This window comes from Mumia sp. zg.B17 (assembly GCF_019550915.1).
Taxonomy (GTDB): Bacteria; Actinomycetota; Actinomycetes; order Propionibacteriales; family Nocardioidaceae; genus Mumia.
On sequence record NZ_JAHWCI010000010.1, the window covers coordinates 15,463 to 36,605 of the forward strand.

At 71.3% G+C, this 21,143-nt stretch carries 18 protein-coding genes and 1 tRNA gene; 4 read left to right on the plus strand and 15 right to left on the minus strand.

Annotation, left to right across the window (positions count from 1 at the left end):
* The first annotated feature begins 31 nt into the window (after positions 1–31).
* Positions 32–1,378: an FAD-binding oxidoreductase gene (locus KV097_RS18480; RefSeq protein ID WP_220366734.1), complete on the plus strand. Its 1,347-nt coding sequence runs from the start codon at positions 32–34 to the stop codon at positions 1,376–1,378.
* Positions 1,379–1,668: 290 nt separating this feature from the next.
* On the opposite strand, the gene KV097_RS18485 is transcribed toward KV097_RS18480, so the two are convergent.
* The 3 genes from KV097_RS18485 to KV097_RS18495 form a co-directional block, all read right to left on the minus strand.
* A tRNA-Leu gene (locus tag KV097_RS18485) sits at positions 1,669–1,741 on the minus strand.
* 39 nt (positions 1,742–1,780) lie between these two features.
* Complete coding sequence (locus KV097_RS18490) at positions 1,781–2,572, minus strand: hypothetical protein (protein ID WP_220366735.1); 792 nt, start codon at positions 2,570–2,572, stop codon at positions 1,781–1,783.
* On the minus strand, positions 2,565–3,410 hold the full coding sequence (locus tag KV097_RS18495) for a uracil-DNA glycosylase (protein WP_308289498.1): 846 nt from the start codon (positions 3,408–3,410) through the stop codon (positions 2,565–2,567). The genes KV097_RS18490 and KV097_RS18495 overlap by 8 nt, the downstream gene beginning before the upstream one ends.
* A gap of 61 nt (positions 3,411–3,471) precedes the next feature.
* On the opposite strand from KV097_RS18495, the gene KV097_RS18500 reads away from it, so the two are divergent.
* A complete protein-coding gene (locus tag KV097_RS18500) occupies positions 3,472–5,787 on the plus strand; it encodes a glycoside hydrolase domain-containing protein (RefSeq protein ID WP_308289499.1) in 2,316 nt (771 codons plus the stop codon).
* Positions 5,784–7,094 (plus strand): glycosyltransferase, encoded by a 1,311-nt coding sequence (locus tag KV097_RS18505; protein WP_220366736.1) that lies wholly within the window; start codon positions 5,784–5,786, stop codon positions 7,092–7,094. Before KV097_RS18500 ends, KV097_RS18505 begins: the two co-directional genes overlap by 4 nt.
* Positions 7,095–7,107: 13 nt before the next feature.
* On the opposite strand, the gene KV097_RS18510 is transcribed toward KV097_RS18505, so the two are convergent.
* The 12 genes from KV097_RS18510 to KV097_RS18565 all read right to left on the minus strand — a co-directional run bounded on the left by KV097_RS18510 (position 7,108) and on the right by KV097_RS18565 (position 20,063).
* Positions 7,108–8,028, minus strand: coding sequence for a Ppx/GppA phosphatase family protein (locus KV097_RS18510; RefSeq protein WP_220366737.1), 921 nt, complete (start codon positions 8,026–8,028; stop codon positions 7,108–7,110).
* Positions 8,025–8,564, minus strand: coding sequence for a DUF501 domain-containing protein (locus tag KV097_RS18515; RefSeq protein ID WP_374107003.1), 540 nt, complete (start codon positions 8,562–8,564; stop codon positions 8,025–8,027). The genes KV097_RS18510 and KV097_RS18515 overlap by 4 nt, the downstream gene beginning before the upstream one ends.
* Complete coding sequence (locus KV097_RS18520) at positions 8,561–9,124, minus strand: septum formation initiator family protein (protein WP_220366738.1); 564 nt, start codon at positions 9,122–9,124, stop codon at positions 8,561–8,563. The genes KV097_RS18515 and KV097_RS18520 overlap by 4 nt, the downstream gene beginning before the upstream one ends.
* 4 nt (positions 9,125–9,128) lie before the next feature.
* Positions 9,129–10,406, minus strand: a complete 1,278-nt coding sequence (gene eno / locus KV097_RS18525) for a phosphopyruvate hydratase (RefSeq protein WP_220343657.1) — start codon at positions 10,404–10,406, stop codon at positions 9,129–9,131.
* 132 nt (positions 10,407–10,538) lie between these two features.
* Complete coding sequence (locus tag KV097_RS18530; RefSeq protein WP_308289501.1) at positions 10,539–11,471, minus strand: MazG family protein; 933 nt, start codon at positions 11,469–11,471, stop codon at positions 10,539–10,541.
* Positions 11,468–12,136 carry a hypothetical protein gene (locus KV097_RS18535; protein WP_220343656.1) on the minus strand — a complete coding sequence of 223 codons (669 nt, stop codon included), beginning with the start codon at positions 12,134–12,136 and terminating at the stop codon, positions 11,468–11,470. The genes KV097_RS18530 and KV097_RS18535 overlap by 4 nt, the downstream gene beginning before the upstream one ends.
* 105 nt (positions 12,137–12,241) lie before the next feature.
* Entirely contained in the window at positions 12,242–12,685 is a 444-nt protein-coding gene (locus KV097_RS18540; RefSeq protein ID WP_220343655.1) for a Fur family transcriptional regulator, read from the minus strand.
* A gap of 77 nt (positions 12,686–12,762) precedes the next feature.
* Positions 12,763–16,332, minus strand: coding sequence for a transcription-repair coupling factor (mfd, locus tag KV097_RS18545; RefSeq protein WP_220366739.1), 3,570 nt, complete (start codon positions 16,330–16,332; stop codon positions 12,763–12,765).
* A gap of 26 nt (positions 16,333–16,358) precedes the next feature.
* Positions 16,359–16,772, minus strand: a complete 414-nt coding sequence (locus KV097_RS18550) for a phage tail protein (RefSeq protein ID WP_220366740.1) — start codon at positions 16,770–16,772, stop codon at positions 16,359–16,361.
* Between the two features lie 91 nt (positions 16,773–16,863).
* A complete protein-coding gene (locus KV097_RS18555) occupies positions 16,864–18,027 on the minus strand; it encodes a ScyD/ScyE family protein (RefSeq protein WP_220366741.1) in 1,164 nt (387 codons plus the stop codon).
* Positions 18,028–18,148: 121 nt separating this feature from the next.
* Positions 18,149–19,267, minus strand: coding sequence for an LCP family protein (locus KV097_RS18560; RefSeq protein WP_220366742.1), 1,119 nt, complete (start codon positions 19,265–19,267; stop codon positions 18,149–18,151).
* A 43-nt stretch (positions 19,268–19,310) separates the two neighbouring features.
* A complete protein-coding gene (locus KV097_RS18565) occupies positions 19,311–20,063 on the minus strand; it encodes a 3'(2'),5'-bisphosphate nucleotidase CysQ (protein ID WP_220366743.1) in 753 nt (250 codons plus the stop codon).
* 66 nt (positions 20,064–20,129) lie between these two features.
* Between KV097_RS18565 and KV097_RS18570 the strand changes: the two genes are divergently transcribed.
* The gene (locus KV097_RS18570) at positions 20,130–21,002 is read left to right on the plus strand and encodes a hypothetical protein (RefSeq protein ID WP_220366744.1); all 873 of its coding nucleotides are present in this window, start codon (positions 20,130–20,132) and stop codon (positions 21,000–21,002) included.
* The last annotated feature ends 141 nt before the right edge of the window (positions 21,003–21,143 follow it).

Sequence of the window (21,143 nt, forward strand, 5' to 3'; positions counted from 1 at the left end):
ACGTTCGGGAACGACGAAGGAGCACGACCTCATGACCGACTACTCGACACTGGCGGACCGCCTGACCGGGACGCTGACCACTCGGGACGAGCCAGACCACACCGCCGGCGCGACCGCGTTCAACCTGACCGTCCAGCACGACCCCGACGCGGTGGTCCACGCGGCGACCGAGGAGGACGTGCTGCAGACCGTCCGCTTCGCCGCCGCGGAGGGAGTCCCGATCCACCTCCACACGACCGGGCACGGTGCGCACGCCGCGTACGAGACCGGCATCCTCCTTGTCCTCGGCGGGCTCTCGTCGGTCGCGATCGACCCCGCCGCGCGGATCGCGAAGGTGGGGGGCGGCACGCGCTGGGCCGATGTCGTCGCCGCGGCGGCCGAGCACGGTCTGGCACCGGTCACGGGGTCCTCGACCAACGTCGGCGTGGTCGGCTTTCTCGTCGGCGGGGGCCTCGGCCCGCTGGCACGCAGCCACGGCTTCGGGTCGGACCACGTGGTCTCGGCGCGGGTCGTCACAGGCAACGGGGAGGTGGTCGACGCGTCGTCGTACGGCGACACCGAGCTCTACTGGGCCCTGCGCGGCGGTAAGACCGGACTCGGAGTGGTCACCGAGATCACGCTCGCGCTGGCGGAGGTGCCGTCGCTCTACGCGGGCACCCTCTTCTTCGACCTCGAGGAGAGCACCGAGCCGTACGCGCGCTGGCTCGACTGGACGACCACGGCACCGACCGACGTCACGACGAGCGGGCTCATCGTCCGCTTCCCCGACCTCGAGGTCGTCCCGTCGCCGATGCGGGGCAAGCACCTGTTCGCGCTCCACGTGGCGTATCCCGGTCCCGAGGACGACGGAGCGGCCCTGAGCGAGCCGCTGCGCGAGCTGGGGTCGGTCTATCTCGACGACCTTGGACCGCTCCCGCTGGCCGACGTCGCACGGATCACGAACGATCCCACCCAGCCCGGCCCGTCCTTCCTCCGCGGAGCGACGCTGACGCACGTCGACCGCGACTTCGCCGAGGCCGTGCTCGCGCTGGCTGGCCCGGGCAGCGACCTGCCGATCATGGGGCTGGAGATCCGCCACGTGGGCGCCGCGACGGCGGTGGAGACCTCCGGGACCGATGCCGTCGGGTTCCGAGACTTCGACTACACGCTGACGATGCTGGGAGCTCCTGACCCGGCCCTCTTCGGAGAGGTCCTGCCGAGCGTGTTCGCCCGGGTGGAGGAGACGGTGGCGCCGTGGCGTTCTCCGCACCTGACGCCCAACTGGATGGCCGACCCACGCGATCCCGACGAGGAGGCACGGACCTGGCCGGCAGGCGTGCGCGCACGGCTCGCCGCCGTCCGCGCCGCGTACGATCCCGCGCACGTGTTCCAAGCCTGAGCCGGGCAGCCGGGCCTCACGCCCGTCGCGCTGGCTCCCTGCCCAGGCGCTCCGGCGCAGCGTCACGCGCGCGTGAGAACGGGTCGTCGACGAAACCGACGCCTCGGCGATCCGGCCGATCCGGCCGAACCGGCCGAACCGCTCCAGCATCCGCGCCGGTCACCGCGGTCTGGGGCGCGGCGGTGTTCGGCGAGCCCTGCACGTGGGCCACGGCCACGGGACTTGCCGTCGCGCTGGTCGCGACCTGGGTGGTCTCGGGCGAGCGACGACCGCGGGCAGCGGCCGGCACGTGCTCCCGGCGGGATTCGAACCCACACTGAGACGGGTTTAAGCCGTCTGCCTCTGCCGTTGGGCTACAGGAGCGTGGGGCTATTGTCGCTCAGGCGACGGCACCGGCGACGACTATGCCGGGGCTCCGCTGATCGCGTAGGCCCGCACCGCGCGTCGCTCGAGGTTGTCGCGCACGAGCACGAGCGACACTCGCCACATCCGCGTGTGCTGCACGCCGACGGCGTCCACGACGGCGTCCCAGTGCTCCATCAGCCGTCCCCCGATCTGGCGCAGACGCTCGCGCTCGTCGGCGACGGCGTCCTGGACGGCGTCGACGACGAGGCCCTCGCTCTCCCAGCGGGCGATGGCGGCACTGAGTGGCTCGGGCACGGTGTAGACGATCTCGGTCCGTGCGTCTGCCTCCTCGGCGCCGCTGCCGAGGATCGCGTCGGCGAGCCCCGCGGGAAGCTCGGCGCGGATCTGGCCCGGGACGTCGAGGTGTCCGGTGACCGCGTCGACCGGTTCCGAGGGTCCCCGGGGCGCAGGCCCCACCGCTCCGAGCTGGACGGTCAGGCGCAGGACCTCACGCCGGTCGGCGGGCTCCAGGGCGCGCTTGGCGGAGGCCTGCTCGACGTAGTCGCGCATCAGGCGGACCGCGGTCTCGAGGTCCCCGTCGACCGTGAGCTCGCCGGCGATGTAGGCCTTGGCGATGCCCTCCTGCCCCGGCGACCACATCAGCCGGCGGACCGTCCGGCGCGACTCGAAGTGCGCCTCGATGTCGGCGTCACCCGACTCGGGTTCGACGCGGGAGCCGTCCCAGGCGGTGAAGGTGACTGGCGGTGCTTCGCCGTAGACCTGCACGAGCAGGTCGACCAGTCGGCCGGCCACTCCGGTGGCATGCGTCTCGATGGTGCCCTCAGTCATCTCCAACCTCCTTGGCGCGGATCATGACGGCGTCGAGCATGGGCTCGGTGAGCCGTCCTGTGAACGTGTTCTGCTGGCTGGGGTGGAAACAGCCCAGAAGCTGGACCGTACCCCCCGACGGTTTCGGGAGGGTGACCTCGACACCATGACCGAACTTCGGCCGCGGTCGCGGGACCACCGCACCGAGTGCACCCAGGGTCCGCAGCGCCGCGTCCCAGCCGTAGCCGCCCAGGGCGACGATCGCGCGCACCGAGGGCAGGACCTCACGGAGCTCCTCCTCCAACCAGGGTGCGCAGGTGTCGCGTTCATCGTTGGTCGGTTTGTTCGCCGGAGGCGCGCAGCGCACGGCGGCGACCATGCGGGCTCGGAGCAGTCGCTGGCCGTCGCCGGCGTGGGTGCTGGTCGCCTTCGCGGCCAGGCCGACACGGTGCAGCGACGCGAACAACCAGTCGCCGGAGCGGTCACCGGTGAAGATCCGGCCCGTCCGGTTGCCCCCGTGCGCGGCCGGCGCGAGGCCGACGATCAGGACCTTCGGCTCGGGGTCGCCCCACCCGGGGATCGGCCGCCCCCAGTACGGCTCGTCGGCGAACGCCCGCCGTTTGGTGACCGCGACCTCCTCACGCCACGCGACGAGGCGCGGGCACGCGCGACAGACCGAGACCCGTGCGTCGAGGTCGTGGAGAGAGTCGGCCCGGGCGGCCAGCGCGCGGACGTCGGCGGCGCCCTCGGCCATCGGCGTCGACGCAGTCGCGGGATCGTCGGGCCAGCCCGTGCCGGGCAGGACCGGCGAGGTGAACGCCGACGAGGTCAGCGGGTCACCGTCGACTCTGCCAGACACCCTCCCACCCTAGTCCGGACGCCGACCGACAACCTTCACCTCCACGAAATCCGCTCGACACGTGCCGTACGTAGCGTCCACGCACGAGCTCGAGCCGGTGCACGCACCGGGTGTGCGACGAGGGGAGGATCCGATGGTCGTCGACCCCTTCATCGGCACGTCCGCGACCGACCTGCCTCCCGCGACCGGTCTCGCCGCGACCTGGTGGTCGCCCAAGCCCCAGGTCGGCAACACCCACCCAGGCGCCTGCCACCCGCTCGGGATGGTCTCCGCGTGCTCCTACTCGGGCGCGTACCCGACCGGCTACGGACGCTACGACCTCAGCACCGAGGGCGTCCCGACCGCCATCTTCGACGAGCCGGTCGCCTCCGGGTTCACCCACTTCCAGCAGTCGGGCACGGGCGCGATCCGCAAGTACTACAACTACTTCCGGGTCACTCCGATGCTCGAGCCCCTCGACGCCCTCGGGCGTACGTGGGGACTGCACGAGGAGGAGGCAGGTCCGGGCTGGTACGCCGCCACCCTCGACTCCGGGGTGCGGTGCGAGATCACGGTCGGCCCCAAGAGCGCCGTGCACCGCTACACGTTCCCAGCGCACCACGACGCGCGGCTGGTGGTCGACCTCTCCCTCGGCGGGCTCGCCATCCCGTACGGCGCCACCGTCCCTCTGCGCTCGCACCTGGAGTCCGTCGCCCCCGGTGTCGCGCGCGGCGAGATCGTCGTCGAGGGTGCACCGCTGGCGGTCCACCTGGAGTGCGACGCCGACCGGTGGCGGCAGATGCTCTGGTACGACCGGCGGCTGATGGCCGGCGGGAGCCGGCTCGACTTCAGCGACATCCGGACCACGACGCTGCGCCCGTTCGGCGTGATGTGGGCGGGTCCGACGACCGCCGGTCAGGTCGTCGAGCTGCGGCTGGGGTTCTCGCTGCGGGGGACGGCCCAGGCACACACCAACCTCGTCACGGACTGCGGGCAGCAGAGGACGAGCTTCACGACGCGGCGTGCCGCGACCACGCGAGCGTGGGACCAGCACCTCGGCCTGATCGAGGTCGACTGCCCCGACCCGAAGCGCCGTACGGTCTTCGAGACCGCGCTCTACCACTCCCTCGTGAAGCCGTGCCTCGCACCGGACGAGAGCCCGTTCTGGCCCGCGGACGGGCCCTTCGCCTTCGACATCAGCACGATGTGGGACATCTACCGCACCCAGCTCCCCCTGCTCACGGCGCTGGTCCCAGAACGCGCCGTGGAGCTCGCCAATGCCCTGCTGCACGTGTGCGAGGAGGAGGGCAACCTCCCGATCGGCTACCGGATGGCGCGAGGCGCCGACGTGTTCTCCCGCCAGGCGAGCGCTCTCGTGCAGACGTTCCTCGCCGGCCTCTGCGGGCTCGGTCTGGCCGGCGTCGACTGGGACTGGGCGCTCGTCCACATGCACAACGACCTCCGTCGGGGCTACGGCGAGGACTACCTCCTGCGTGGGGTCGCCCATCCGATCAGCCACACCCTCGACCTTGCCTTCGGCTACTGGTGCACCCAGCGGGTCGCCGAGCACGTCGGCGACAAGGCGCTGGCGGCCGAGCTCGCTCCGTACGCCGCCGGGTGGAGCAACGCATTCGACCCTGCCACCGGGCTGCTGCTGGACTCGACGTTCTACGAGGGCGGCCGTTGGAACTACTCGTTCCGGCTGCTTCACGACATGGCGGGACGGATCACGCTCGCGGGAGGACCCGAGGCGTTCATCGCGATGCTCGACCGCTTCTTCGGCTACGACGCCGAAGAGGTCACGCAGCCGGGCGAACGCCCCAGCGTCCAGGAGATGGCACGCGGCTACGCGCTGGACCGGTTCGAGGGCCTCAACAACGAGCCCGACATGGAGGCACCCTGGGCGTACCACTACGCCGGGCGACCGGACCGTACGGCCGAGATCGTGCACGCCGCCCTCCATCAGCGCTTCGGCACCGGGCCTGGCGGCCTGCCCGGGAACGACGACTCCGGGGGTCTGAGCTCCTGGTACGTCTGGGCGTCGCTCGGCCTCTTCCCCGTGGCCGGACAGAACGTGTTCCTCCTCAACGCACCCTCCTTCGCCGGCGCGGTGATGCGGCTGGGCGAGGCCACGCTCGAGCTGGAGACCACCGGATTCGTTGAGCCCGGCCCGGACACGCCGCCGCAATACGTCCAGTCCGCATGGCTCGACGGCCGCCCGCTGCACCGCACCTGGCTCGACGGCGCCGAGCTGCACCGGGGTGGGCGCCTGCTCGTCGAGCTCGGAGCCCAGCCCAGCCCGTGGGGGCGCGACCCGTCGTCGTTCCCGCCGTCCTTCCCCGCCGGCTCCAGCCGTACGGGTGTCGTCACCGTCCCTCCACCGAATGGGGTGTCATGACCATGCAACCGCCGTACCGTCTCGTCATCGTGGTCCGGGCCGACCCCGTCATCTGCGGGCACTCCGGCGAGGCACGCAACCTCGCCGAGGCCGCGCTCTCCCGCGGGTTCACCGACGTCCGCATCGTCACCTGGCCGATCGACCGCCTCGAGGAGGCAGGGCTTCCGCTGAAGCCCCTCGACTCGGTCCTCCCCTACTCTCCGGGCATCACCGTCGAGCGCCCTGCGCCCGTCGGCGACTACAAGGTGCCAGACGGCCGCTATCTCGCCGGGCTCACCGGCCGGCTCGTGGAGCTGTTCACCGACGGAGTGCCGACGGTGGCCCTGTCGCTCTACCTGAGCCCGCACGCGATGGCCGTCGCCGACGCCGTCCGCGTGGCACGGGCCACCGGGCTTCCGGTGGACGTCACCACGGTCGCCGAAGCCGTCGGGTCCGACGTGACCAACGTGGTGCGGTCGTGCCTCGACGAGGACCGGTTCGGGGCCGCGGCCCACGTCTTGACGACCTACCTGAGCAACGACGTCTGCCTCGCGGTCTCCCGCTACACCCGCGACCTGGTCGTCGCGTGCGCGCGCGAGATCGACGCACGCCACGGCACCCGGTTCGCCGTCGCCTGCGAGGAGCGCATCGGCATCTCGTACCCGGCGATCGACACCCGCGCCTACACCGCCCTCGACGAGACGGCGATCGACGACGCGCTGGCGGCTCGAGGGCTGGAGCGCGACCACTACGTCCTCTTCCTCTCCCGGCTCGCGGCGGCCAAGGGCGTCGACGACCTCATCGACGGGTTCGCCCGCAGCGCGGCGGCACGCCGGACGACGTTGGTCATCGCCGGCCGGGGACCGGAGGCGCAGGAGCTGCGGGACCACGCCGCCTCCTGTCCGGTCGCTGACCGCATCCTCTTCCTCGACGACGTCGACGACGCGGAAAAGCCGCTCCTGATGGCCGGGTGCGCTGCCTTCGTCCTCCCGAGCAAGCCGCGGCCTGAGTTCGTGGAGACGTTCGGGATCGCGCTCGTCGAGAAGATGCTGGCCGGCGGCGGTCCCGTCGTCACGACGGAGACCGGCGGGATCGGCGAGGCGGTCGGGGACCACGCCACGATCGTGGGGACCGAGGACCCGGCGGGCATCGCTGCGGCGATCGACGAGGCGGTCCTGCGCACCAGCGCGTCCGACCGGCTCCGCAAGGCGGAAGCCGCGCGCGCTCACGCCCTTCAGTTCGACCGTGCGAACGTGCTCGACGGGATCCTGCGTCAGCTCTGGGCCGCTCGGAGCGCCTCCACGCTGGAGACCGCCATCGGGGCGTGAGCGCCGGGAGCGCTCACACCAGCGACCAGGCGACCCCGTCGAGGATGTCGTGCTCGGAGATCACCAGAGTGTCCGTGGCCGCACGTCGCAGGAGGCAGACGACGATCAGTGCGCCTCCCCCGATGACGTCGGCTCGACCCGGGTGCATGAACGGCCACGAGCGCCGCTCCGCGTGCGACGCCGCGACGATGGCGGCGCACGAGCTGAGCACGTCGGAGACGGCCAGCCGCGCGTGGTGGATACGGGCGGAGTCGTACCGGTCCAGTCCGAGGACGTGCGCTGCCACGGTCGTGAGCGTGCCGGCGACACCGACGACGGTACGCGCGTCGGTGAGGTCGACCGTCGCCCCGTCGAGCACCGCGTCGACGTCGGCCACGCAGGCGGCGATCTCCTCGGGCGTCGGCGGATCGCTGTGCAGGTGGCGCTCGGTCATCCGCACCGACCCGATGTCGAGCGACTGCTCGGTCTCGGCAGCACCGTCCCGGCCCAGGATGAGCTCGGTCGAGCCGCCGCCGATGTCCACGACCAGCAGCGGCTGGTCGACGCCGGGGAGGTCGCGGGTCGCGCCGGCGAACGACAGCGCGGCCTCCTCGGCTCCGGAGACGACGTCGGGCACGACACCCAGGCGCTCGCGCACACCGGCCGCGAAGAGGTCGGCGTTGTCGGCGTCGCGCGTCGCCGACGTCGCCACGAAGCGCAGGCGCTCGGCGCCGCACTCGGCGATCACCTGCGCATAGTCCTCGCACGCCGCGAAGGTCCGCTCCAGGGCACGCTCGTCGAGCCTCCCCGTCCGGTCGACGCCGTGCCCGAGCCTGACAATCTCCATCCGTCGGACGAGATCGGTCGCCGTCGCCGCCTCACGGTCCAGATCGGCGACCAGCAGCCTGATGGAGTTGGTGCCGCAGTCGATCGCGGCGACCCGGCTCACGCTCACGGGACCTCCCGAGCGCCGGCGAGCTGAGCGGGCGGCTCTCCGGGTCCGTCGCAGGTCGTCCCCGTCCACCAGTCGCCGAGCAGCACGACGGCTTCGTCGCCGAGCGGGTTGACGCCGGGTCCCTTGGCGAGCGCGTGGCCGACGAGGACGTGGAGACACTTGACCCGGGTCGGCATCCCGCCTGCGGAGACGTCGTGGATCTCGGGCACCTCGGCGAGAGCCTCGCGCTCCTCGAGGTAGGAGGCGTGGGCGCGGGCGTAGGCCGCGGCGAGCTCGTCGTCCTCGGTGAGGCGCTCGCTCATCTCCCGCATCAGCCCCGACGCCTCGAGGGTGCCGATCATCGCGTTGAGGCGGGTGCAGGTGACGTAGAACAACGTCGGGAACGGCGTGCCGTCGGGCAGTCTCGGCTCGGTCTTGACGACGTTCGGATGACCGGACGGGCATCGGCTCACCACCGCGACCACGCCTCGCGGTGGTCGGCCGAGCTGGGCCTGGATCGCGTCGAGGTCAGCCTGGCTGGGAGGTCGGTCGATCACTGGCCTTCGTCCTGAATCTTGGGGGTCACGACCTCGTCGCTCGGGGTCGGAGTGGTCTTGTCGGGCACTCCGCCGGCGACCTCGACCGAGCCCCACAGCGTCTCGTGCCACTGCGGGCCCGGACTGGCCGCGGGCGGGGCGTCGGGAAGCTCGGGTCCCTTGCCGACGGGTTTTCCGTCGGGGCCGAGGACGGTGAACCCGATCTCTCCGGGCATCACCCACCCGAAGCGCGAGCGCGCCTGCTGCTCGACGTACTCCGGGTCGTCGAAGCGGAGCTTCTGCTTCTCCAGCCGCTCGATCGCGGCGCTGGACTCCGAGATCTGGGCCCGCGTCGTCGCCAGTGCGTCACGTTGCTGGAGGAACGCCTTCAGGCTCGAGGCGTAGGAGATCGCGAGCACGAGAAGCACCAGGAGCAGCACCGCCATCCGGCGGGTGATCCGCGGGGAGCCGTACGTGGTGACGGCCTCGGCCGCCGCCGGCGTCGCGGCGCGTCCTCGGCGGGCGGCACCGGGCCGGCGGCCCGGATGCCTCGAGGACGGGCGGCGCGACGTCGGCGGCACCGCGTCAGGCCTTCAGCCGCGGGAACGCCGCGCGACCGGCGTACGTGCCCGCGTCGTCGAGGAGCTCCTCGATCCGCAGGAGCTGGTTGTACTTCGCGACCCGCTCCGAGCGTGCCGGGGCGCCGGTCTTGATCTGGCCGCAGTTCGTGGCGACGGCGAGGTCGGCGATCGTGGTGTCCTCGGTCTCGCCCGAGCGGTGGCTCATCATGCAGCGGTACCCGCTGCGGTGGGCGAGGTCCACCGCGTCCAGCGTCTCGGTCAGCGTGCCGATCTGGTTGACCTTGACCAGCAGCGCGTTGCCCGCGCCCTCGTCGATCCCGCGCTGGAGGCGCTCGGAGTTGGTCACGAACAGGTCGTCGCCGACGAGCTGGACCCGGCCGCCCAGCTCGCTGGTGATGGCCGTCCAACCCTCCCAGTCGTCCTCGTCCAGCGGGTCCTCGATCGAGACGATGGGGTACGACTCGACCAGCTCGGTGTAGTAGGCGGTCATCTCGGCAGCGGTCTTGGTGGCGCCCTCGAAGCGGTAGCCGCCGTCGCTGAAGAACTCCGAGGCGGCGACGTCGAGCGCCAGGGCGATGTCCGTGCCGAGCTTGAGGCCGGTGGTCTCGACCGCCTTGGCGATGAGGTCGAGCGCCTCCCGGTTGGAGCCGAGGTTGGGGGCGAACCCGCCCTCGTCACCGAGGCCCGTCGCGAACCCGTCGGACTTCAGGACCGACTTCAGCGCGTGGTAGACCTCCGCGCCCTGGCGCAGCGCCTCCGCGAAGCTGCTCGCACCGATCGGCGCGATCATGAACTCCTGGATGTCGACGTCGGTGTCGGCGTGGGCGCCGCCGTTGAGGATGTTGAGCATCGGCACCGGGAGCACGTGCGCGTTGGCGCCGCCGACGTACTGGAAGAGCGGGAGGCCCGCCGAGTCTGCAGCCGCCCGAGCGACGGCGAGCGAGACCCCGAGGATGGCGTTGGCGCCGTACTGCCCCTTGTTGGGGGTCCCGTCCAGGCGCAGCAGCGTCTGGTCGATGTAGCGCTGCTCGTCGGCGTCGAGGCCGATGATGTCCGGGCGGATCGCCTCATTGACGGCGTCGACGGCCTTCTGGACGCCCTTGCCGCCGTAGCGGCTGCCGCCGTCTCGCAGCTCTACCGCCTCGAACTTGCCGGTCGAGGCACCGGAGGGGACCCCCGCCCGGCTGATCGTGCCGTCGTCGAGGGCGACCTCGACCTCGACCGTGGGGTTGCCGCGCGAGTCGAGGATCTCTCGGGCTCCGACCGCTTCGATGCTTGCCACTACGGACTCCTCATGAGGGATGGTCTGTGTCGTACACATCCTAAGAGCACGGCGCTTCCGCGCCCTCCTGGTCCGCCCTCGTGGCGCGCCTCGCGTGGCGCGGCCCCGTCGGCGCGTGTCACCGGGCGCGTCTCACTCGACGAGCGCGTTGACCGTACGGCGCAGCGCCGCCTCGGGATCCTCGCCCGCAGCGCGTGCCGCCAGCACGAGCGCGAGCAGGCGGTCTCCCACCGCGTCACCGGTGGCCTCGACGAGCGTGCCCTCACGCTCCAGACGTCCCACGACCTTGTCGGCGTAGGCGAGGGCGGGCAGCGTCGGCGGCACTCCGTCGAGCACGGAGCTGCGCTGCTTCTCGGTGGCCTTGAGCCGCTGCCACGCCGCATCGACCTCCTCGGGCGTCGCCGCGTCACCGTCGGCGAAGACGTGCGGGTTGCGCCGTACCAGCTTTTCGACGATCCCCGCGGCGACGTCGTCGATGTCCCAGCCGTCGGGGCCGCTGGACGAGTCCGAGGCGTCACCCGGTCGAGCGGCGACGGCAGCGTGGAAGACGACCTGCATGAGGAGGTCGCCCAGCTCCTCCCGGAGCTCGTCGGTGTCGCCCCGGTCGAGGGCGTCGAGCACCTCGTACGCCTCCTCGAGGAGGTACTGCTGGAGAGAGGCGTGGGTCTGCTCGCGCGTCCACGGGCACTCGACGCGGAGCTGGTCCATGACCGCGACCAGGTCGAGCAGGCGGGCACCCGGCAGGTCGTACGACCCGAAGACCACCTCGACCTCGCCCGGGGCGTCCACCCCTCCGCCCGCCGCGGAGACGAGCGAGTCGGCGAGGCGGCGGGCCCAGTCGACGTCGCCGATGGGTGCGATCCAGAGCGTCGAGCCCTGCTCGGCGGAGGTGTCGACAGGACCGGGCGGCGCCGGCTCGACGGTGAAGCCCGCGTGTCGGATCGCCTCGACCGTCGGGTCGTCGGTGTCCGCGGCGATCACCCGACCGGCCTCGCGCACGGCGTCCCACGCCGCCAGCGTCATCAGTCCGGGAGCGACGCGGGGGCTGGTGACGAGGATCCTCACTCGCTCGACTCTACGCCGCGGCAGCGCTGGTTGGCGGGCACCGTGGCGGGGTCCTCCTGGGCGAGCTGCTCGCGCGACGCCGACAGGCTGAGGCCGGGGTCCGGCTGCCCCTCGGCGTCGAGGCCGAACCGCGGGTCGACGGTCGCGTCGACCCGCCGCAGCTCCTCGACGACGGCCTCGGTCCCGCTCTGCAGCAGCTGCTCGGTGTTCTCCTGGGTCACTGCCGTGCCAGTGACGTCGGCGCCGATCGCCGTACGCAGGGCCTGGCTCTCGAAGTCACGCTCGAGGATCTCCTGGACGTCGTCGGCGCGGCCCCGGAACATCGTCTCGAGCTGCTCGAGATCCTCCGCGCCGAGCGCCCACCGTGACCGCGGGACGTCGAGGTCGAGCTCCTCGCTCAGGAGACGCGACCCGGCGAGCTGAAGCTCCTGCGTGACGAGGATCTGCCGGACGGCTCCCTGGCTGGGCGCCTCCGAACCCTGGGACGCGGCCGCCGTCGCGAGGTAGGCGCAGCCCGCGTCGGCCAGCGCGTCGAGCTTGCTCATCGAGAGCCGTTCGTCGCCGACGACCACGGCGTCACCCGGATGGACGCCGCCGCACCCGGCGAGCACGAACGCGCCGGCGACGGCGGCGAGGAGCGGGCGGGACGAAAGGCGACGGAGCATGCGGGGACGTTCCTCTCGGGCGGCGGCAGCCACGTGACACGGAACACACGCGGCAGACGACAGCCTAGAGCGCGCCGATCTGCCGCTGCACGGCGGTCTGGGGCCTCACTGGGGCGAGGCCGCCGCCGTCGCGCAGTCGGGGCAGGTCCCCCAGAACACGACCTCGGCCGCGGAGACGGCAAAGCCCTGAGCGTCGTCGGGGATGAGGCACGGCGCCTCGCCGGACACGCAGTCGACGTCGGCGATCTTCGCGCAGGACACGCACACGAGGTGGTGGTGGTTGTCCTGCGTGCGGGCCTCGAAGAGCGCCGGAGAGCCCGCAGGCTGGATCCGACGGACGAGCCCATGCTCCGCGCAGGCAGCCAGGACGTCGTACACGGCCTGGACCGACACCGATCCGAGCGCTTCTCGGGTCACGGTGGTGAGCGTGTCGGCACTGGCGTGCGGGCGGTCTCGAAGGGCATCGAGGACGGCGAGCCGCTGGCGCGTCACCCTCAGTCCAACCTTCCTGAGGGCAGCCGCGGCGTCCCAGACCTGGGTCGATGGCATCTCTCCACGGTCGTCCCATGTCCGAGATCGTGCAACCGGGGCGAGATGACCGAGATGACCGAGATGTTGGCCGTCGGTCAGGCCGCTGCCGGCGCCGGAGCGATGACCGTGTCGATCAGCGTGCGGCACCAGTCCATGAGCTCGGCGTCGCGCAGCGGCTGGCCTCCGACCGGCTTCGTCTTGGGGCGCGGCACCAGCAGGAGCTGCGCCGTGGCCTTGACGACGGAGCCCGGATAGACCCGCTTGAGGCGCATCTGCCGCGACTCGGGGAGCTCCACCCCCGCGATGCGGATGTTGTTGCCGGCCACGGTGAGCTCGGAGATCCCGGCGTCGCGGGCCCGCACCCGCAGCCTGGCCACACCGAGCAACGCGTCGACGGCGGCCGGCGGCTCGCCGTACCGGTCGACCAGCTCGTCGCGGACCTCGGCCACCTCGGCGGCGGAGCGCACGTCGGCGAGCCGCTTGTACATCTCCAGCCGCAGCCGCTCGCTCTGGACGTAGTCGTGCGGCAGGTGGGCGTCGACGGGAAGCTCGAGCTTGACCTCGCGCACGTCCTCGCCCTGGTCGCCGCGGAACTCCGCGACGGCCTCGCCGACCAGCCGCACGTAGAGGTCGAACCCGACGTCGGCGATGTGCCCGGACTGCTCGCCGCCGAGCAGGTTGCCCGCGCCGCGGATCTCGAGGTCCTTCATCGCGATCGCCATGCCGCCACCGAGCTCGGAGTGCTGAGCGATGGTGGACAGGCGCTCGTGCGCGGTCTCGGTGAGCGGCTTCTCCGCCGGATAGAGGAAGTATGCGTACGCCCGCTCGCGCGACCGCCCGACGCGCCCTCGGAGCTGGTGCAGCTGCGAGAGTCCGAGCATGTCGGCCCGCTCCACGATCATGGTGTTGGCGTTGGACACGTCGAGCCCCGACTCGACGATCGTCGAGCAGACCAGCACGTCATACTTCTTCTCCCAGAAGTCGACCATGATCTGCTCGAGCTGGTGCTCGCCCATCTGACCGTGCGCCATCGCGATGCGGGCCTCGGGCACCAGGTCCTTCAACCGCTTGACGGCCTTGTCCATCGAGTTGACGCGGTTGTGGATGTAGAACGCCTGTCCGTCGCGCAGCAGCTCGCGCCGGATCGCGGCGACGACCTGCCGGTCCTCGTAAGGCCCGACGAAGCTGAGCACCGGGTGCCGCTCCTCGGGCGGGGTCTGGATCGTCGACATCTCACGGATGCCCGTCACCGCCATCTCCAGCGTGCGCGGGATCGGGGTCGCCGACATCGCCAGCACGTCGACGGCGGCCCGCAGCGTCTTGAGCGCCTCCTTGTGCTCGACGCCGAACCGCTGCTCCTCGTCGACGACGACGAGGCCGAGCTTGGGGATCTTCACGCCCTTCTGCAGCAGCCGGTGGGTGCCGATCACGATGTCGACCGAGCCGTCGGCGAGTCCGTCGAGGACCTCCTTGGACTCCTTCTCGGTCTGGAAGCGCGACAGCGCCTTGAGGGTCACGGGGAACTGGGCGTAGCGCTCGGCGAACGTCGCGAAGTGCTGCTGGACGAGCAGCGTCGTCGGGACGAGGACGATCACCTGCATGCCGTCCTGGATCGCCTTGAACGCCGCACGCACCGCGATCTCGGTCTTGCCGTACCCCACGTCGCCACAGACGAGCCGGTCCATGGGCACGGGACGCTCCATGTCGCGCTTGACCTCGTCGATCGTCGCGAGCTGGTCGGGTGTCTCGTGGTACGGGAAGGCGTCCTCGAGCTCCCGCTGCCACGGCGTGTCCTTGGTGAAGGCGTGGCCCTGCGTCGCCTGCCGCGCGGCGTACAGCTTGATGAGCTCGCCGGCGATCTGCTTGACCGCCTTGCGGGCGCGCGACTTGCGCTTGTTCCAGTCCGCGCCGCCGAGCCGGTCGAGCGACGGCTGCTCGCCGCCGACGTAGCGCGTCACCTGGTCGAGCTGGTCGGTCGGCACGAAGAGACGGTCCGGCGGCTGCCCGCGCTTGGAAGCGGCGTACTCGATGACGAGGTACTCGCGGACCGCTCCCTGGACGGTGCGCTGCATCATCTCGACGTACTTGCCGACACCGTGCTGCTCGTGGACCACGTAGTCGCCGGGCGTGAGCTCGAGCGGGTCGATCTGCTTCTTGCGGCGCGAGGGCATCTTGCGGTCGTCGCGCGGAGCCGCGGCGGTCTGGCCGACGATGTCGTCCTGCGTGAGGACGACCAGGCCGATGCCCTCCGCGACGAGCCCGTGGTCGATGTCACCGCACATGACGTGGACGACGTGCGGCGTGAGGTCGTCGACCGTGACCGTCGGGTGGAAGCGTGCGGGGATGTCGTGCTCGCCGAGCACCTCCACGCTGCGCGCCGCCTGCCCCTCGCCGGGGGTCACCAGCGCGACGCGCGTGCCGTCCGACAGCCAGCCCTTGAGATCGACGAGGGAGCGTTCGACCTCGCCGCGATAGGACGGAGTCGCCACGAACGGCAGGTTGACGCCGTCGACGTCGATCCGTGCGAACTCGTCGGGCACGCCCGTCTCAGCAGTCGGGCGATCGTCGTCGAGCAGGAACGGCGAGGTGGACCACCACGCCCGTCCGGACCCCAGCGTGTGCTGGCGGACGTCGGCAAGAGACCAGAACGCGGCGGCGCCGAGGTCGACGGGAGCCTTGCCACCACCGGCCGCGGCCGCCCACGAGGCTGCGAGGAACTCCTCGCTCGTCGCGACCAGGTCGTGGGCGCGGGTACGGACCCGCTCGGGGTCGCAGACCAGGACCGTCGCGTCCTGGGGAAGCAGGTCGACCAGCAGCTCCATCCCGTCGACGAGAGCAGGCGCCAGCGACTCCATGCCCTCGACCGCCTGCCCCTCGGCAAGCTTCTCGAGCATCTCGCCCAGCTCCGGGTGCGCAGCGGCGAGCTCGCGTGCGCGGGCACGGACGTCGTCGGTCAGCAGCAGCTCGCGGCACGGCGGCGCCCAGACGTGCTCGACCGGGTCGGTCGAACGCTGGTCGGCGACCGAGAAGTGCCGGATCTCGTCCACCTCGTCGCCGAAGAACTCGACGCGGAGCGGGTGGTCCTCGGTCGGGGGGAAGACGTCGATGATGCCGCCGCGGACGGCGAACTCACCGCGCTTGGTCACCAGGTCGACACGGGTGTAGGCGGCGTCGGCGAGTCGGCGGACGACGTCGTCGAGCTCGGCCTCCTCGCCGCGTCCCAGCTCGACCGGCTCCAGGTCGGCCAGACCTCTGACCTGGGGCTGGAGCACCGATCGGATGGGAGCAACGACGACCTCGAGGGCGCCGGCGTCGGGTGTCGTCCCTGGGTGCACGAGGCGCCGCAGGACCGCGAGCCGGCGACCGACCGTGTCGGAGCGGGGCGAGAGCCGCTCGTGCGGGAGCGTCTCCCACGCAGGGAAGTCGGTGACCTTCTCGGGACCGATCAGCGAGCCGATCTCCTCGGTGAGGGTCTCGGCGTCCCGGGCGGTCGCCGTCACGACGAGCACGCAGGAGCTCACCGGCACCAGGGCGGCGGCGAGGAAGGGTCGGAGGGACGGCGGGGCAGAGAGGTCGAGCGCGGTCACGCCTGCACGACGGTCGGTGACCGTACGGGCGAGGATGGGATCGGCGGCGACGGCCTGGGCCAAGGCGTGCAGGGGCATAGGTGGTCAAGGATAGTCCGCTCGCCCTAGGTGGTGACCGGCTCCATCGCGTCGTAGACCAGGGTGATGTGCTCAAGGGGCCCCTCGACGTTGCCGGCGACGAGACCGACGACCGCCAGCGCTCGCGGCCAGACGTTGACGAGCCGATAACGCTTCACGGGGACGAGGTCGGCGTCATAGAGGACCACGACGCCGTTGCGCCGGGCCCCGTCGGCATCGGCGCGGACCTGGGCGAGCCAAGCATCAATGTCGCCGCTCGCCGTCACGCGTCTCGTCACGGTGCACTCTCCGCCGCGCGGGCGGCCAGGCCGCTGCCGGACCACGACTCGCCCGTCGGCGGTCGACTCCGTGAGCCGGACGACGTCCTGCTCGGTCCTCAGGCCGATGATCTCCACGATCGAGAAGGACGGGAACCCGTCGATCTCGAGCGCGAACGCCATGCCCGACGGTGGCATCTCCGGTAGTGGCACAATGCTCCCTTCCGCGGCCGAGGCGGAGCGAGCACCGCCCCGCCCCGCACCTCGCCTCGCCTCAGCGGTGGTTGTGTCCGTACCCCCAAGGGAGTGGGTACTTGACCAGCATGCCGCCTGGCGGGTCGCTCGGCGGCTCAGGACCCTGCGGCGCGCCGACCAAGGCACTGGTCGTCGCGTACAGGCCGCGCGGCCCGACCTCGACCGCTGCCGGCAGGTTCGCCTCGGCGAAAGTGGTGATCGTCCGCGCACCCCTCTTCAGGAGCGCGATCCGGCCGGCGTACAGCTCGGTCACGTAGATGTCACCCTTCGGCGTGAGAGCCAGGTTGGTCGCGGCGCTGAAGCCCGCGGAGACCTTCTTGAACCGACCACTCCCGGGGTGGACCTTGTAGACCGCGGCGGTGCCGGGTGCCTCCAGCCCACCAGGCAGCAGGGTCAGGTAGATCCATCCGTCGGGTCCCCACTCCAGGTCCGTCGGCACCGGGTCGCCCCAGTAGGTCAGCCCGACGATGCAGTCGGGGAGGCCGAACTGCTCGGCGTTCTCCGCCGTGATCGTCGCCGGGACCGGCGGCAGGATCGCGAGCGTCGTGACCCTCCCGCGTCGGTCGATGCGCTGGATGCTGTTGGCACCCGCATCGGCGACGTAGACCGTGCCGCGCGGGCCCGGGAGCGTCGCGTACGGGTGGGGGTTGATGTCACCGGTGTAGATCATCGGCGGATACTCGGGTCCGGTCGGCACCTGAGCCAGGCACTCGTCGCTGATGTCGCGAGCGCCGTACTCGACGTCGCCGTCGGGGTTGTTCCTCTCCTCGTACGTCCCGGTGTCGGCGACCACGCGGACGTTGCCGCGGGCATCGATCGCCTTGATGCCGGTGAAGCCGCTGGGCACCTCGGGGTCCATCGAGAACCCCGTCTCAGCGAAGTAGACGGTCCGGCCCGACACCGAGACGCCGCCGACCTCGGGCCCCCCGGACGAGTAGATCTCTCGCGGAGCGCCTCCGCGCCTCGAGACCCGCGACAGGGTGCCGGCGAAGTTCTGGGTGACGTACGTCGTGCCGTCCTGCGCCACGGCCAGGCTGAGCGGAGTCAGGAGGCCCTCGGCCAGGGAGGTCGGTGCGGGCGGCGGGGCAGGTCTGTGGCCGCCGTGGGCCTGTGCCGGTGCGAGCGTCAGCGCCAGGCCGAGTGCGGCGGCGGCGCCGAGGACGACTGCGGGTAGGCGTCTCATGGTGGTTCCCCCGATGCAGTGTGGGGCCGCCGAGATCGACCGATGGACAACGGAGTCAGGCTGACACCGCGCTACGGACCCGATCAGGACATTTCACGAAGAACCCGACAAGGCGGTGCCTTCAGCTCACCGTCGCCGGGAGTGCTGCTCCGGGGTTCGCGTCGACCCACTCCCGCGCCCGGTCCTCGGAGACGGCGCCCCACAGCTCACGACCCTTGTCGCGGTCGAGCCGGACCACGCTCTGCTTGCCCTCGCGACCCGTGCCCTTCACCGGGACCGTCGTGAACGTGACGTCACCGGCTCTGAGGTTGCGCATCGACAGCACGAGTCCTCGCATGTCACCGGTGCTCCACTCCGAGTCGACCGTCAGGTGCTTCGTGACAGCGCTCAGCACGCCGTACGCCTTCGTCGGGCTGCTCAGGGTGTCACCCGAAAGGGTCTGGCCCATGAGCGCCCGGATCACGTTCTGCTGACGCTTGATCCGGTCGAAGTCCCCGCCGGGCAGTCCGTACCGCTGTCGGACATAGAGGAGCGCCTCCTCGCCGTCCATCCGGCGCTCACCGGCCTCCCACGTCTTGTCGCGGGCCGAGTCGTAGACGTCCTCCGGCACCGTGACGGTGACGCCCCCCAGCTCGTCGGTCAGCTCACGGAACCCGTCCCAGTCGATGATGGCGATGTGGTCCATCCGCAGGTTGGTCAGCTGCTCGACCGTCTCCACCGCGAGCGACGGGCCGGCGAACGAGAACGCGGCATTGATCTTGTTGGCCCCGTGCCCCGGGATGGTGACCCACGAGTCTCGCGGGATGGAGACGACCGAGGCGCCCTCACGGTCACCGTCGATGTGAAGAACCATCAGCGAGTCCGTACGCTGCTCACCCGGGAGCCAGGTCGGCGCCGCCGCGTCATTGCCGGTCGTCGGCTCGTCCGAGCGCCGGTCGGTGCCCATCAAGAGGATGTTGACGCCGTCACCTGTCGCCGGGGCGGGCCGGTCCGTCAACCCGGCGAACGCGTCGTCGACCCGGTCGACCTGGTCGACGAGACGGTCCTGGAGATACCAGGCCCCACCAGCGAGGGCGAGCGCGAGCACCAGGAAGCAGGCGACCAGGCCGATCAGCACACGACGCAGCGTCCGGTGCCCCCGTGGCCGAGTCGTCGTCGACGGCTCCCCACCGGCGCGGTCGTCGCCGCTCGTGCGACCGTCGTCAGTGGTCGACGTGGGCTCGTCGGGGCTCTGGCTCATTGCGGAAAGCCTACGTGGCCGGGCGGTCTCGGCGGCGAGAACGTCAGGAATCGTCGCCGTGATCGCGCACGAACGCCGCGACCTCGTCGGCGAACTCGTGCCGGCAGACCAGCAGGTCGGGCAACCAGGGGCTGTCACGGTTGTACTCGAGAGCCCTGCCGTCGGCGCGACTCGTGAAGAGGCCCGCTACGCGCGCCACGACGACCGGCGCCGCCGAGTCCCACTCGTACTGACCGCCCGCGTGGACGTAGACGTCGGCGAGATCCCGGACCACCGACATGACCTTGACGCCCGCCGACCCCATGGGCACCAGCTGGGCACCGGTCTTCGCAGCCAGCGCGTCGACGAAGGCGGGCGGGCGGCTGCGGCTGACCGCGATGCGCATCGGGCCGTCGGTACGCGGCGGGACCGTCGCGGGACGAGCGGTGCTGAAGGTCTCGCCGAGCGCGGGCTGCGCGACCGCTCCCGCGACCAGGTCACCGTCCTCCCACAGCGCGACGTGGACGGCCCAGTCGTCGCGCGGCGGCTCGGAGAACTCTCGGGTGCCGTCGAGCGGGTCGATGATCCACACCCGGCGCGCCGACCGGCGAGCCGAGTCGTCGGCCGCCTCCTCGCTCAGCACGGCATCCTCGGGGCGGTGCTCGGCGAGGAGCCGCGCCAGCACGGCCTGGCTCGCCGCGTCACCGGCATCCTTGAGCGCCTTGCCCTCCAGCCCGGTTCGGCGAACCTCCAGGAGCTCGGCGCCGGCCTGCTCGGCCAGCCAGACTGCGAGGTCGTGGTCGTTCATCGACGTCATGTCGTCATTGTGGCCGATGATCCGGAACGACCTCGCGCGGCCACCGCCCTTCGATAACCTGCTCCCATGCGTGCACCTGTACGCCCGATCAGAGGGCGGTGGCCTCGACCGCTCGAGGCGAGACTGGGCAGGGCGTTCCGGGTCGACCCCCTCACGATCCTCGACGACGACGCCGACCCGAGCACGTTCCGCGAAGCGATGTCCAGCACCTACGTCGGCGACACGATCAAGATCACCGGAAGCGGCCGCCATGCCGGTGCCGACGATCTGCTGATCGGCGCACTCGACCTTCGTCAGGCTGCCATCGTCGACGTCGGCGCCTCGGACGGCTCGACATCGGTCGACCTCGTCGAGCGACTCGGGGAGTTCCGGAGCTTCACGATCGCCGACCTCTATCTCACGCTTCGTGCAGTCGACGTGTTGGGTCACACGGCCTTCTTCGACGGTCAGGGCCGGTGCACGCTGGTGGCCGGACGAAGGCTGGCGGCCTGGCCCGGGCTCTCCCGGCCGGTGGCCCTCCTCTACTCGCCGCTGATCTCCGCCGCTCGTCGCCGTCAGGCGCGTGCGCGGGAGGTTCTTCTCCTCAACCCCTCGGCGAGGCGACTGATCGCGAGCGACCCCCGCGTGGGATACGCGGTCCACGATGTCTTCACGCCCTGGACCGGTCAGCGTCCGGACGTCATCAAGGTCGCCAACCTGCTCCGCCGTCTCTACTTCAGTGACCAGGACCTGCTCCGTGCCCTGCGCGCCCTGCACTCGAGCCTCCCCGAGGGCGGCCATCTTCTCCTCGTCGACAACCCCCGCCGCAAGAACACGCCTCCCGGGGTCGGGCTCTATCGCCGGGAAGGCGACCATTTCACGGAGGTCGCTCGCTCCGGTCACCCCGAGATCGCCGACCTCGTCACGCTGGTCGGCACGGGCGAACCGTCCTTGAACTGACGACGGACGGCACGGCCTGAGCCGTCCGGTTCCTCAGGAGCCTCGTCGGATGGTGATGGGGGTGTTGGTGGTGTCCCAGAGGTTGTTGGTGATGGTGGCGATCTGGGTGGTGGTGGGTGGGGCGATGATGGGGCAGTTGGT

Excerpts from the sequence above, each read along its gene's own strand:
- KV097_RS18480 (WP_220366734.1), top strand. The coding sequence starts at position 32 with ATGACCGACTACTCGACACTGGCGGACCGCCTGACCGGGACGCTGACC.
- KV097_RS18490 (WP_220366735.1), bottom strand. The coding sequence starts at position 2,572 with ATGACTGAGGGCACCATCGAGACGCATGCCACCGGAGTGGCCGGCCGA.
- KV097_RS18505 (WP_220366736.1), top strand. The coding sequence starts at position 5,784 with ATGACCATGCAACCGCCGTACCGTCTCGTCATCGTGGTCCGGGCCGAC.
- KV097_RS18535 (WP_220343656.1), bottom strand. The coding sequence starts at position 12,136 with ATGCTCCGTCGCCTTTCGTCCCGCCCGCTCCTCGCCGCCGTCGCCGGC.
- KV097_RS18540 (WP_220343655.1), bottom strand. The coding sequence starts at position 12,685 with ATGCCATCGACCCAGGTCTGGGACGCCGCGGCTGCCCTCAGGAAGGTT.
- mfd (WP_220366739.1), bottom strand. The coding sequence starts at position 16,332 with ATGCCCCTGCACGCCTTGGCCCAGGCCGTCGCCGCCGATCCCATCCTC.
- KV097_RS18550 (WP_220366740.1), bottom strand. The coding sequence starts at position 16,772 with ATGGCGTTCGCGCTCGAGATCGACGGGTTCCCGTCCTTCTCGATCGTG.
- KV097_RS18555 (WP_220366741.1), bottom strand. The coding sequence starts at position 18,027 with ATGAGACGCCTACCCGCAGTCGTCCTCGGCGCCGCCGCCGCACTCGGC.
- KV097_RS18560 (WP_220366742.1), bottom strand. The coding sequence starts at position 19,267 with ATGAGCCAGAGCCCCGACGAGCCCACGTCGACCACTGACGACGGTCGC.
- KV097_RS18565 (WP_220366743.1), bottom strand. The coding sequence starts at position 20,063 with ATGACGTCGATGAACGACCACGACCTCGCAGTCTGGCTGGCCGAGCAG.
- KV097_RS18570 (WP_220366744.1), top strand. The coding sequence starts at position 20,130 with ATGCGTGCACCTGTACGCCCGATCAGAGGGCGGTGGCCTCGACCGCTC.